The following is a 13117-nucleotide window of genomic DNA, read 5'->3' as shown; positions in this document are numbered from 1 at the left end:
ACCGGGATTTTTATTTACAAATTGTCTTAAAGCCAGGCTTGAGTATCATCAGCCACAGGCGTGCCTTGCGTGATATGCATAATCATAGAATGGGCAATGCTGCCTTTAAATGGAATCTCTGGTAGTGCATCCAGTTTAAAGAACTGTGCATCACTGATTTCTTCTTCCTGGAGTTTGATTTCACCAGCAGCATATTCTGCTTTAAAGGCAATCATCAGATTGCTCGGGAAGGGCCAAGGCTGGCTGGCAAGATACTGAATATTTTTAACCTGAATCCCGACTTCTTCTTCCGTCTCACGGCGTACCGCTTCTTCCAGGGTTTCCCCAACTTCAACAAAACCGGCAATCAGGCCATACATCTGACTGGTTTTATTACGGGCATTTTTAGCCAGCAAGATTTCATCTTCACCACGGGTAATCACGGTAATTACACACGGTTGTACGCGAGGGTATTGACGATAGTGGCAAGCCGGGCAGACCATGGCATATTCCACAGCATGTGCTTCGGTTGGCGTACCACAGTGGCTACAGAAACGATGGTTGCGACGCCATTCCAGCAACTGTACAGCACGGCTGGCCTGTTCAAATTGGCGAACATTCCAGTATTGCAGTAATTGACGGATCGGAACGAGTTGCAGACCTTGAGGAATCGGTTCTTCCGGGAGGAGGTCACGGGCAATCACCTGATCACCCGTACCGAGTTGAATGTCACTTGCTAGCGCTTCCACTTGGGGAAGCTGGAGATTTTCATCGACTAAAAGTTGCTGTTGTTGAAAGATATACGCAAGTGACAATTCGGACATTAGGCTACAGTTTTCAGTTTTTGACTACTGTCTAATGCTACCTTAAACATCGACTGTAATACAGGCTGTTTGCTCTTTAAATTGTCAATGAGCATATCTGCACTCGCCAATGGATCAAGTACACGATTGACATCGTCGGCACTGAGTGCAGTAGATGATTCAATACGGCTTTGCACAAAGGCAGCAGTAGTGCTTAGCGCTACCTGACCATTTTCAGCATTCAAGAACAGCATCGCACCCGCAATTTCACGGATCTGGTTTGGCAAGCTCTCTAATGCTTGCAAGTTATGATCCTGCAAGTAATTTATCAGAGTTTGACTTACCAAGTCGATTAGTGCTTTGGTCTCACTGAGTAAAGCAGCATGTGCTTCATCCAGACGATCCAGCGAAATATTCATGTTATTGACACGTAGCTGCAAACGGCTAGAGGTATGATGACGTTCCAGTACACCAATTGAGTTCATCGCAGAAAGAATCACATTCATCAGCTGCTGAGCAAACCCTTCATCTTTCAGAATTTCGGCCTGGCTGAGTGAAGCTGCCTGACGGGTTAAGTCATTGTAGGCTTCATTCAGGTTCAAGACCTTGAAGATATTCGCCATGCTATTCAACTGAGCCTGGAGCTCCTGAGTCTTTTCAGGCGTCATGTTCTGATAGTTGTATTCGATGTCATTACGGATCTGCGCCATTTCCGCAGTCACCAGATCACTGATGGTATGCATGGTTTCAAAATCAGGACCATACAGATGACGGCTGAATACCTGTAACTGAGTATCGGTTAAGGAATCTTCACCGATATTCAGTTTGCTACGGATATGATGGGCAACATCATCTTCCTGACTAATACATAAGCTCAGGATGTTTGCCAGATCCGCAATGTTCGCCTTGAAACGCTCTGGTGCATTGAAATACTGTGCCATATTCCGTTCAACACTGATCAGGGTACGTAAACGTGGCTCATTAATCAGGATCTCATCAATATGGTTGAACGCCACATAAACTAAATTCCAGTACTGTTTACTTGGATGCTGCTCAGAAAGCCCGGCCAGATAAGTACCGACCAGTTTAATCGCTTGCAGATCCAAGTCGCTTTCTTCCTGCTTAAGCAGTTTATTCAGCGACAGCTTGTACAGACGATGCACATAAGCAGACTTTTCCAGACCCGGTGCTTGTGGCAGATCAAAATCAGGCGTGATCAGGTCGAGTAGGGGCTCAATCTGATGGCCTTCAGTGGTCAGTGACTTGCCTAAGGCAAGTTCCAGACGGTTTAAAGTATCCAGCAAAAATTGTGGAATTTTGACTTCACGTAAGCAAATGAATTCGATATAGCGCTTCAGCATGGTCGTCCCTTCACTCAGGGCGATCACTTCTGCTGTGTTCAAGTTGGCAGGATTCCCCATGATCTTGCGCATCAGCTCAGCAGAGTATTGAGCGACTTTGGCCAGGCTTGGCATATCGATCAGTGCAAGAACTTGCGCGCACTGCTCGAACTGGTTGAGCGCATCATCAATCCCAAAAGGCAAGGTCTGATCTTCTACCAGTGTGCTGACTGCTGATTCAACCAATTTGATCGAATTATCAACCTCATTTTTTATTATCAATAAAGCCGTAGGGTCAAAATGTATAGAGGTTTGGTAAGACATTGATCTGCACCTTTCCTGAAGTTTTATCTAATAGTTGAGTCCCGCTGCAATTAACGGGACATCTTTGTATTTACTATAACTGAACTGTTATTTTTTTTAACATAAATTGTTAACTGAATAATGGATTTTATTTTGCGAAAAGGCAAGGTGCCCCATGTTTTTCTTCATATTGTTTGACCCAGTTCTCGTGTTCAGCCAATTCTTCGTCAGACGGTAAAATCACCGGCAGGTCAATTTCAATTTTTATACTACCTGAACTGGAATTTTGTTCTTCACTGTGCGACAGGGCATCCATATCGAAGGAAACCTGACCACCGGTCATCGCCAGGTAAACATCCGATAAGATTTCCGCATCGAGCAAGGCGCCGTGGAAAGTACGGTCACGTTGTGGAATCTCATAACGACGCACCAAAGCATCCAGAGAGTTTTTCTGGCCTGGGTGACGTGACTTGGCCATCGCCAGGGTATCGGTCACTTCACATACTTCTGATAAGGTCTGAAAACCGGCACGCTTGAACTCCATATCCAGGAAGTTCATATCGAAGGTCGCGTTATGCGCGATGATTTCTGCACCTTTCAGGTAGTCAAACAGAACCTGAGAAATATCTTCAAATAAAGGTTTGTCTTGCAGGAACTCATCGGTAATGCCGTGGACAGTGACTGATTCACCAACCGGTTTTTTCGGGTTGATATAAATATGAATCGAACTGCCAGTCAGTTTACGATTGACCATTTCAATCGCGCCGACCTCGATAATCCGGTCACCGTCCTGATAATAGAAACCGGTGGTTTCAGTATCGAGAATCAGCTGACGAGGGCCGTGTAGATCCAGTGTAGCAGGAGTAATGACAATCTGTGGGTGTAGTTGAGTATTTGTCGGCGCTTCTTCAGCAGCATTAGACTCATCATCCAAATTAGATTCCATTACCAGTTCAGATTCATCTTCCATAACTTCATCCATTTCTTCAGCTTCAGCCAGTTCTAGGCCAAAAGGGTCATCCAGTAACCAGTCCTTTTCAGGCTTTTTTATATCTTGTGCTTGTGTCTCAGAGCTTGCTGCAAAATGAATTGCTGGAACATGGCGGGATTTCTCGCCATTTTTCAGGGCCAGATCTGCACCCAGATTCGCCAGTTGATCCGCCATTTCATTGCCAGTATGGCCGGCATGTCCCTTGATCCAATGCCAGTCAATATCGCGGCCTTGGCATACGGCATCTAGCTGCTTCCATAGATCTGGATTTTTGACATCTTTCCAGTTTTTGCGTTTCCAGCCTTCAATCCATTCGGTGATGCCTTTTTTGACATAGTTGGAATCGGTCCAGATCACCAGCTTGGCATCTTTCGGGCAAACAGAAATGCCTTCAATGGCAGCCATCAGTTCCATCCGGTTATTGGTGGTCTGAAGTTCACCGCCATAAATTTTATGCTCATCTGCACCGTTCTGAATGTAGGCACCCCAACCACCTACAGCGATTTCCTTACCATTGCCGCGGCATGCGCCATCCACATACAGTGTGATTGTTTGAGACATAAACCAAATCCGATCAAAAAAGAACAAGCTGAAAGGGATATTGTATAACGCAAATACGTTTGAATAATCCATATCCCTACGATTTTTTAATTTCTTGTAACATTTAACGTCAAATCGCGGTAAATTATTCGCTTGTGTCGTCGACATGCTTAATTAAAATGGCATATCTAAAAAATAAATTTTATACAAGTTGTTTGGATTTCTTTATGTATAAACACACCGCATTCATGTGGCAGCCATCGTTACCTTCATTTCTAAAAGTCTCAGTTCTCGGCACTGCGCTTGCATCCTTAGGTTTAACGGGTTGTTCGACGACACAAAGTGCGGGAGGATCCAAACATAAACAATCAAGTTCTAATTACTTAAGTGCTGACAGTCTGGATAGTCTGGAAGACCTGTTATCCGCGACGGATATGCGTGCGGTGGAAGGCGATCGACTGCTGGTACTGAAACACGGTGACGTGTGGAAACGTATGACTGTTGGATTCAAAATGAATCTGGATGTCTGGAATCCACGTATCGACGCCCAACGTGGCTGGTTTGCATCACGTCAACCGTATTTAGAGCGTTTAAGTGCGCGTGCTTCACGTTATTTGTATTACACTGTAAAAGAAGCTGAACGCCGTGGTATGCCAACAGAGTTGGCACTACTTCCGGTGATTGAAAGTTCATATGATCCGGCAGCGACCAGTAGTGCTGCTGCTGCGGGTCTGTGGCAGTTTATTCCAAGTACCGGTCGTATTTATGGCCTGAAACAAACATCGATGTATGACGGTCGTCGTGATGTAGTGGAATCGACTCGTGCTGCCTATGAATTTTTAGGTGCGCTTTATAATCAGTTTGGTTCATGGGAATTGGCATTAGCATCCTATAATGCCGGTCCAGGTCGTATTCAGCAGGCAATTAACCGCAATAAGGCAGCAGGTCTGCCAACCGATTACTGGTCGCTGAAACTGCCGCAAGAAACCATGAACTATGTTCCGCGTTTCATGGCGGTAGCACAGATTGTGAAAAGCCCTGCTAAATATGGCGTGAGCCTGCCACCAATCGCTAACCGTCCCCATTTCCGTGAAGTCAGTGTTGGGGCAGCCAGCCTGAATGAAATCGCTGCGATTACCGGTCTAAGCCGTGCTGAACTGTATCAGCTGAACCCAGGTCATCGTGGTGACCGGATTGATCCGGATAGTCCGCGCCGGATTCTGATTCCAGCAGACTTGAGTCCATCAATCGATGAGAAGCTGAAGAAACTTCAATCTTCATCTTCAGGTTTATGGGCAAGTTCTAGCAGCAATTTGCCGAAGAATAATCAGACCATTACGCCAGTAAAAACCACGCCTCCTGAACTGAATACCAAAACAATTACGCCAGTAAAAACGACTCCACCACCAATTACTGCTTCAACTACCACAACAGTTAAACCTGCAACCACTGTAGCCGCTACTGCAACTAAGGCGACAACGGCAGCAAGTAAGACGGCTACTACAGTTGCAACACCTGTAGCAACGCCAAATCTGACAGCACAAAACACCAAGAAAGTGGCTACACCACAAGGTTCTTCAGCCTTGGCTGACTTTGCTGCGAAGAGTGAATTACCAATTCCAAGTGCTCCTCGTATTCCAGTTGCAGTGACGCCGGTAACACCAGTAAAACCGATTCAGGTTGAACCGCCAATTTCTGCAACGGAACGTGAACAGATTCAGGCCGCGGTTGTGGCAGAGGAAATTCCGAAGTCTGTAGATGAAATCCTGAAACCGGTGGCGACAGCGGCAGAACAGGCCGAAGTGGTTGAAGAATTGAAAGCACTGGCACCTGCGGGTACCGAAATTGTCGACCCGTATGATGGCAAGATCAAGCTGACTGCGATTCAGACCAGTCTGTCTGTCGCAGAACAGCAGGGTAAAGAGCTGACCAGAGGTTTCTCTTATCCAAAAGCCGTGGCGGAAAATACCAAAGCAGATTCGGTTGAAGCCAAGCTAAACCAGGGCAAAAATTACCTTAAGACCGATTCAGAAGTGGTGGTGGTTGCACCAAAAGGCAAGCGTAGTACCTATACGGTTTTACCAGGTGACAACTTAGCCTTGATCGCTGCTAAAAATGGCGTGAACTGGCGTGATGTGGCGAAATGGAACCAGATTGATCCAAATGCGACTTTATATGTTGGGACTACAATCTATCTATATGACGCCAAACCTGTTCAGGAAGCAGCGAAGTCTCCTGCCAAGCCAGAAAGCTATGTGGTTCAAGCCAACGATTCGCTCACCGGTGTTGCCAGCCAGTTTGGTTTAACGGTGAAACAATTGGCAGACTATAACGGTTTGAGCACCACCAGCGGTCTATTCGTAGGTCAAAAGCTGTCTCTAAAAGAAACTGCTGCTTCTAAAGCAAAAGTTGAAGAAACGAAAAAAGCAGAAAGCACAAAAGTTCAGACCAAGACTTATACCGTTCAGCGCGGTGAATATCTGAAACTGATTGCAGACCGGTATGCATTGTCTAATGCTGAACTGGCTGCGTTGACACCAGGTTTGACTTCGGGCAGCAACCTGATGGTAGGACAAAAAATCAATGTGCCTGTGCATGAAGTTGAATCTGCAAGCGCAAACAAAAAAGTCGAGCAGAAGTTTGAAAATGTCAAAGTAGATCAGACTGCAACTGAAAATTATCAGGTAAAACGTGGTGAGACTCTGTATAGCATTGCTCATCAGTCCAAACTCAGCGTGACTGAACTGGCAGCGTTAAATGGTTTTGCAGCCAATAGCGGCTTACGTGTTGGTCAAACCATCAAGATTCCTGCGGGCAGTACCGTACCAGAGAGTTATACGGTTCAGTCGGGTGATACCCTGACTGGGATCGCAGCCAAATATAATCTGACCATGGATCATCTCGCGAACCTGAATGGCTTATCCCGTAATGCAGGTGTACGAGTTGGGCAACGTTTGAAATTGACTGGAGAGGCTGAACCAGCTCGCGAAACTGTGATTGAACATGCTGTGAAGGGTGTGAAGTCAACTGTACATGTGGTGAAATCGGGAGAAACTTTAAGCTCGATTGCGCGTCAGCATTATCTACAACTGCAGTATTTGGCAGATTTGAATGATTTAACAACTACCAGCAAAGTGCGTGTTGGCCAACAGCTGAAAATTAGTTTACCGCCAGAGATTGAAGCACGTGCTAATAGTATTCGTCCTGTAGTTGCAGCACCGGTAGCCACCAAGGTATCTGCTACTTCTACGAAAGGTACCGAAAGTTATATAGTAAAATCTGGGGAATCACTCACTGCTATTGCTAGTCGTTATGGCTTAAGCACAGCAGAATTGGCTGACATGAATAATTTGTCTGCCAAAGCAGGGCTGCGTGTCGGTCAAAACCTGCAAGTGCCTAAACGGATTACAGATTATAAAATTAAACGTGGCGATACATTGATCGGTTTGGCCTCACGTTATGGCATGGACAGTAGTACACTGGCAGAAATGAATGACCTGAAACCGAATACTCAATTGCGTATCGGGGATGTGATCAAGGTTCCAAATCTCTAAGACCGAAACGATACAGGGAGTATCCGAATGCCGTTTGCTGTTGCAAAACGCCTGATTTATATCTGTGGAATTTCGGTCATCACTCAGGGGGCGGGGGCTGCATTGCAGACCACGCCCTATATCGCCATTCATAGTCAGCCCAAATATGCCGGGCTGGCGCATTTACCTTATGCCAATCCCGCTGCCCCAAAGGGTGGTTATCTCAGCCAGTCTGCCAACGGCACCTTTGATAATTTGAATGCCATGAACGGCAAGGGTACAGCCGCAGACGGGGTAGAATATCTGTTTGATAATCTCATGACCAGCTCATTGGATGAGCCGGGCGTGATGTATCCCTTGCTGGCTGAAAAAGTCACTTATGATCCGAAAAAAACGGCTTATGTGATCTATCATCTGAATCCCAAAGCGCGTTTTAGTGATGGGTCTCCCGTCACTGCCGAAGATGTGAAATTCAGTTTTGATACTTATACCACTAAGGGCAATCCCGGCTTGCAGATGTATCTGTCGGATCTGGATAAAACCGAGGTGCTGTCCAAGCATCAAGTCAAGATGAGCTTTAAATCTAATAATAATTCTGAAATGCCGCTGATCCTGGCGCAGATGCCGATCTACTCGAAAAAGAGCTGGCAGGGCAAAGACTTTAGCCGTATCACCATACAGCCAATTTTAGGTTCAGGGCCTTATCTGATTGAAAGCATTGATGCCGGACGTAGCATTACTTATAAACGTAATCCAAATTACTGGGCTAAGGATTTACCCGTTAACCGGGGTAAATATAATTTCGACCGTCTCAAGTTTGTCTACTACCGAAATATGGATGTGGGCTTTGAGGGCTTTAAGTCTGGTCAATATACCGTCCATCAGGAATACACTGCACGTAAATGGATGACTGAATATAATTTTTCTGCCATCAAGGACAAGATGGTGGTGAAATACAATTTCAACCATGAAAATCCGATTCCAACGCAAAGCTTTGTATTTAATACCCGTCGTGCGCCGATGCATGATATCCGCTTCCGTCAAGCCTTAACCTATGCTTATGACTTTGAGTGGCAGAACAAGACTTTGTTCTATGGCCAGTATCGCCGTCTACAAAGTTTTTTTGCCAATAGTGAGCTGGAAGCGAAGGGCGTACCATCAGCCGAAGAACTGGCGATTTTAAAACCTTATCTGGCTAAACTGGATCCGATTCAACGTGCTGGTGTGCTGAAAGACTGGCAATATTCAGTCTCTGATGCTTCAGGTTTTAATCGCAAGAATTTACTGATCGCGCGGGAATTATTGCTCAAAGCGGGTTATCGCTATCAAAATTCGCAATTGCTTGATCCAAAAGGTAAACCGATTCGCCTCGAGTTTTTGATTCATCAGGATGGTTTGCAACGTACCCTGATGCCTTTTATCCGTAACCTGAAACGACTCGGGATTACGGTCAATATACGCCATGTCGATGTGCCGCAATATATTGAGCGCATGCGCAGTAAAGATTTTGATCTGACCACCAATGTCTTGCCGCAATCGCTGAATCCGGGTAATGAACAGGCACAGTTCTGGAGTAGTGCCTCAGCAGATCAGCCGGGGAACTATAACTATGCCGGTATTAAAAATGCTGCGATTGACGATGTCATTACTAAGGTGATTCAGGCACCGGATCGTCAGCAGTTAGTAATTCGTACCAAAGTTTTAGATCGTTTGCTACGTGCTGGCTATTATCAGATTCCGACTTATGGCAAAGGCAGCAACTGGTATGCTTACTGGAATATGTATGAACAGCCCAAGATCAAACCGAAGCTTGCGGTTGGGTTTGACTTCTGGTGGAGTAATCCACAAAAAGCTGCACAAGTGACCCAATATTTACGCCGTCAAAAATAATAAGGAATAGCACTGACAATGGGAACCTACATACTCAAGCGACTCTTGCTGATTATTCCGACTTTATTTTTGATCCTGCTGATTAATTTCATCGTCATTCAAATTGCCCCTGGTGGGCCGGTAGAACAGGCGATTCAACAGGCGGAAACTTTCCAGGGTATGGGTGGAACTACAGGTGCTGAAACTGCACAGGCGAAAAGTAGCTATCAGGGTGCTAAAGGTCTGAGTGACGAAATGGTAGAAAAGATCAAGGCACAATATGGTTTCGATCAACCTGCGCATATCCGGTTTTGGGAAATGCTGAAAAGTTATGTACGGCTAGATTTTGGGATTAGCTTTTTTAAAGATAAACCGGTGACCAACTTGCTTGTGGAAAAATTACCTGTTTCATTGTCTTTAGGGCTGTGGAGCACCTTGCTAATTTATCTGGTCTCGATTCCACTTGGGATTCGCAAAGCACGCCAGCATGGCAGCCTGTTTGATAAATCCACTTCTATGCTGCTCGCTGTGGGCTATGCCATTCCAGCCTTTGTCTTTGCTATTTTGCTCATTGTTTTCTTTGCTGGTGGTTCCTATTTTCAATGGTTCCCATTACAGGGGCTGGTAACGGAAAACTTTGCTGAGCTGTCCTGGCTCGGAAAAATTAAAGATTACTTCTGGCATATGACCTTGCCGTTGCTGGCGATGGTGATTGGCGGTTTTGCCGGACTGACTTATCTGACCAAATACTCGTTTATGGAAGAGCTGAGCAAACAGTATGTGCTGGCAGCACGTGCTAAAGGCTTGAATGAATCACGTGTGCTGTACGGTCATGTATTCCGTAATGCCATGCTGATTGTCATCGCAGGTCTGCCGGAAGCATTGGTCGGGATCTTCTTTGTCGGTAACCTGTTTATTGAAATTATCTTTAATCTGGATGGACTGGGCTTGCTTGGCTTTGAAGCGATTGTGCAGCGTGATTATCCGGTGATTTTTGGTACCTTATTTATCTTTACTTTGCTCGGGCTGATTTTACGTTTGATCAGTGATGTGATGTATCAGATGATTGATCCGCGGATTAACTTTGAATCGCGAGGTGCCAAATAATGTCACCGATCATGCGAGCACGCTTGCAGCGTTTTAAGGAAAATAAACTCGGTTTCAGCTGCTTTATTGTCTTTATCATTATTTTTATTTTATCGCTTGGCTCAGAACTGATTGCGAGCGATAAACCGTTACTGGTGAGATACGACAGTTCATTGTATGTCCCGGCTTTCAAGACTTATCCGGAAACCACTTTTGGTGGCGTGTTTGAAACTGAAGCGGACTATAAAGATCCAGTCGTGCAGCAGTTAATTAATGCCAAGGGTTGGGCATTGTGGCCACTGATTGAATATTCTTACCAGACCCCAAATCTGGAACTGGCAGTACCAGTGCCATCAGCACCAACCTCACAAAACTGGCTGGGGACGGATGACCAAGGCCGTGATGTATTGGCACGGATTCTCTATGGCCTACGTGTATCGCTGCTGTTTGGCTTTGCGCTAACCATCGCATCGGCTGTGATTGGGATTATTATCGGTGCGATTCAAGGTTATTATGGTGGCTGGATTGATCTGGCAGGACAGCGCATTCTGGAAGTCTGGGGCGGTTTACCGATGCTGTTCATGGTGATGATTCTGGTCAGCATGTTTACCCCGAATGTGTATTGGCTATTTCTGATCATGCTGTTATTTGGCTGGACCACGCTGGTCGGGCTGGTACGGGCTGAATTCTTACGGGCGCGTAATTTTGATTATGTGCGTGCTGCTCGAAGTCTGGGTGTTTCTGACCGAGCCATTATTTTCAGGCATATTTTACCGAATGCCATGAGTTCGAGCCTGTCCCAGTTGCCATTTATGCTGACGGCTAATATTACTGCTTTAACCGCATTAGATTTCCTCGGCTATGGTCTGCCACCCGATGCGGCTTCACTGGGTGAATTGCTGTTACAAGGCAAGAATAATCTGAATGCGCCGTGGTTGGCTTTGTCTGGCTTCTTTACTCTGGCGATTGTTCTATCTTTACTGATTTATATTGGGGAGGCGACGCGTGATGCATTCGATCCAAGACGTCAATAACGCAGCGCCACTCCTACAGGTAGAGAACCTGCAGATCCGCAGTTCTGATCAGGTACTGGTGCAGCAGCTGAGTTTTGAACTGCATGCTGGACAGACTTTAGCCATTGTTGGGGAAAGCGGTTCAGGTAAATCGATTAGTAGTCTGGCAATTTTGGGTTTGTTGCCAAGAAACTTAAAGGTACAAGGCCAAGCGGTATTAGGTGGTCAGAATTTACTGACGCTTTCTCAACCTCAATTACGTCAGATTCGTGGCAAAAAAATTGCCATGATCTTTCAGGAGCCGATGACCGCACTGAATCCACTGCATCGGGTAGAAAAGATCATTGGCGAAACCTTGCTGCTGCAAGGCTGGTCCAAATCCAAGGCACGGGAACGGGTGCTGGAATTGCTGAAGGATGTTGGCATTCCTGAACCCGAAGACAAACTCAAGCGTTATCCACATGAACTGTCGGGTGGTCAGCGCCAACGGGTGATGATTGCCATGGCACTGGCGCAGGATCCGGATATCCTGATTGCCGATGAGCCGACCACCGCGCTCGATGTGACCTTACAAGCCCAGATTTTACATCTACTTAAATCTTTGCAAGATAGCCGTCAAATGGCAATGATCTTGATCAGCCATGACCTGAATCTGGTGAAGCGTTATGCTGACCAAGTGATTGTAATGAATAAGGGGCTTATTGAAGAACAGGGTGAAGTCGAACAAATCTTTAATTCACCACAATCAACGTATACTCAAGAATTACTTAATCATGATTTTGGTCAGGCGTTGCCTTTAGGACAGACCGAAACCTTGCTTGAACTCAAGCAGGTAGAAGTCAAGTTCCCAATCAAACAGGGCTTGCTGAATAGGGTTAAAGACTATGTGACGGCTGTCGAACCACTCGACTTGACTATGATGCTGGGACAGTCGATTGGTGTAGTGGGAGAAAGTGGTTCTGGTAAAAGCTCACTGGCTTTAGCAATTGCCCGACTGATTGAAAGTGATGGACAAATTTTACTGCAAGGGCAGGATCTGAATCAGCTCTCAGAAAAAGCCTTACGACCATTACGTAGTGATTTTCAGATTGTGTTTCAGGATCCGTTTAGCAGCCTGAATCCGCGTATGACCATTGAGCAGATCATCGGCGAAGGGCTGGGCTTAAAAGCAATGACCAAGGAGCAAATCCGTAGTCGTGTCGAGGAAGCTTTAGCTCGGGTAGAACTGCCTGTATCGTTTAAAGACCGCTATCCACATGAACTTTCGGGTGGGCAGCGTCAGCGAGTATCACTGGCGCGAGCATTGATTTTACGTCCAAAACTGTTAATTCTGGATGAGCCAACCTCGGCGCTAGATCGAACCACACAACGTGCGATTGTAAAGCTGTTACGCCGTATCCAGCAGGAAGAAGGCATTAGCTATCTGTTTATTAGCCATGACTTGCAGGTCGTACGTGCACTCTGTCAGCAGGTACTGGTGCTGCATCATGCGCAAGTCATGGAATTTCAGGGAACCGAACAATTGTTCCTGAATCCGCAAACTGAATATACGCGCCAATTGATTGCAGCCAGCCAATATTAAAACTACAAATCTCTGCAGATGAAATTGACATGAGTCATTGTCAATTTCTTGCTAACAGGTTATAACACCCACAGAATA

The 13117-nt window shown here is 45.8% G+C and carries 8 protein-coding genes; 5 read left to right on the top strand and 3 right to left on the bottom strand.

Translation table 11 applies throughout. The features are described 5' to 3' along the window. Nucleotides 1-26 precede the first annotated feature (26 nt). From nudC to dnaQ, 3 genes are all read right to left on the bottom strand, one after another. Nucleotides 27-803, bottom strand: coding sequence for an NAD(+) diphosphatase (gene nudC / locus BS636_RS00405; protein ID WP_099337017.1), 777 nt, complete (start codon nt 801-803; stop codon nt 27-29). Next, entirely contained in the window at nt 803-2446 is a 1644-nt protein-coding gene (locus BS636_RS00400) for a chemotaxis protein (RefSeq protein ID WP_099337016.1), read from the bottom strand. The genes nudC and BS636_RS00400 overlap by 1 nt, the downstream gene beginning before the upstream one ends. Nucleotides 2447-2573: 127 nt before the next feature. Then, nucleotides 2574-3977: a DNA polymerase III subunit epsilon gene (gene dnaQ, locus BS636_RS00395; RefSeq protein ID WP_099337015.1), complete on the bottom strand. Its 1404-nt coding sequence runs from the start codon at nt 3975-3977 to the stop codon at nt 2574-2576. A 206-nt stretch (nt 3978-4183) separates the two neighbouring features. Here dnaQ and BS636_RS00390 point away from each other — a divergent pair, with 206 nt between their 5' ends. From BS636_RS00390 to BS636_RS00370, 5 genes are read left to right on the top strand one after another with little or no spacing between them, the layout of a single operon-like run. Next, nucleotides 4184-7510, top strand: coding sequence for a LysM peptidoglycan-binding domain-containing protein (locus tag BS636_RS00390; RefSeq protein ID WP_099337014.1), 3327 nt, complete (start codon nt 4184-4186; stop codon nt 7508-7510). 27 nt (nt 7511-7537) lie between these two features. Continuing rightward, nucleotides 7538-9379 (top strand): extracellular solute-binding protein, encoded by a 1842-nt coding sequence (locus tag BS636_RS00385; RefSeq protein ID WP_099337013.1) that lies wholly within the window; start codon nt 7538-7540, stop codon nt 9377-9379. 18 nt (nt 9380-9397) lie between these two features. Beyond that, nucleotides 9398-10465 carry a microcin C ABC transporter permease YejB gene (locus BS636_RS00380; RefSeq protein ID WP_099337012.1) on the top strand — a complete coding sequence of 356 codons (1068 nt, stop codon included), beginning with the start codon at nt 9398-9400 and terminating at the stop codon, nt 10463-10465. After that, nucleotides 10465-11478, top strand: a complete 1014-nt coding sequence (locus BS636_RS00375; protein ID WP_099337011.1) for an ABC transporter permease — start codon at nt 10465-10467, stop codon at nt 11476-11478. Before BS636_RS00380 ends, BS636_RS00375 begins: the two co-directional genes overlap by 1 nt. Next, entirely contained in the window at nt 11453-13039 is a 1587-nt protein-coding gene (locus tag BS636_RS00370; protein WP_099337010.1) for an ABC transporter ATP-binding protein, read from the top strand. The genes BS636_RS00375 and BS636_RS00370 overlap by 26 nt, the downstream gene beginning before the upstream one ends. Nucleotides 13040-13117 lie beyond the last annotated feature (78 nt).

The organism is Acinetobacter sp. LoGeW2-3 (genome assembly GCF_002688565.1).
GTDB lineage: Bacteria > Pseudomonadota > Gammaproteobacteria > Pseudomonadales > Moraxellaceae > Acinetobacter.
This window is presented reverse-complemented; position numbering and strand designations above follow the sequence as displayed.

Bases quoted from the DNA above. Each gene is read 5' to 3' on its own strand.
- BS636_RS00370 (WP_099337010.1), top strand. From the start codon at position 11,453: ATGCATTCGATCCAAGACGTCAATAACGCAGCGCCACTCCTACAGGTA.
- BS636_RS00380 (WP_099337012.1), top strand. From the start codon at position 9,398: ATGGGAACCTACATACTCAAGCGACTCTTGCTGATTATTCCGACTTTA.
- dnaQ (WP_099337015.1), bottom strand. From the start codon at position 3,977: ATGTCTCAAACAATCACACTGTATGTGGATGGCGCATGCCGCGGCAAT.
- nudC (WP_099337017.1), bottom strand. From the start codon at position 803: ATGTCCGAATTGTCACTTGCGTATATCTTTCAACAACAGCAACTTTTA.
- BS636_RS00375 (WP_099337011.1), top strand. From the start codon at position 10,465: ATGTCACCGATCATGCGAGCACGCTTGCAGCGTTTTAAGGAAAATAAA.
- BS636_RS00385 (WP_099337013.1), top strand. From the start codon at position 7,538: ATGCCGTTTGCTGTTGCAAAACGCCTGATTTATATCTGTGGAATTTCG.
- BS636_RS00400 (WP_099337016.1), bottom strand. From the start codon at position 2,446: ATGTCTTACCAAACCTCTATACATTTTGACCCTACGGCTTTATTGATA.
- BS636_RS00390 (WP_099337014.1), top strand. From the start codon at position 4,184: ATGTATAAACACACCGCATTCATGTGGCAGCCATCGTTACCTTCATTT.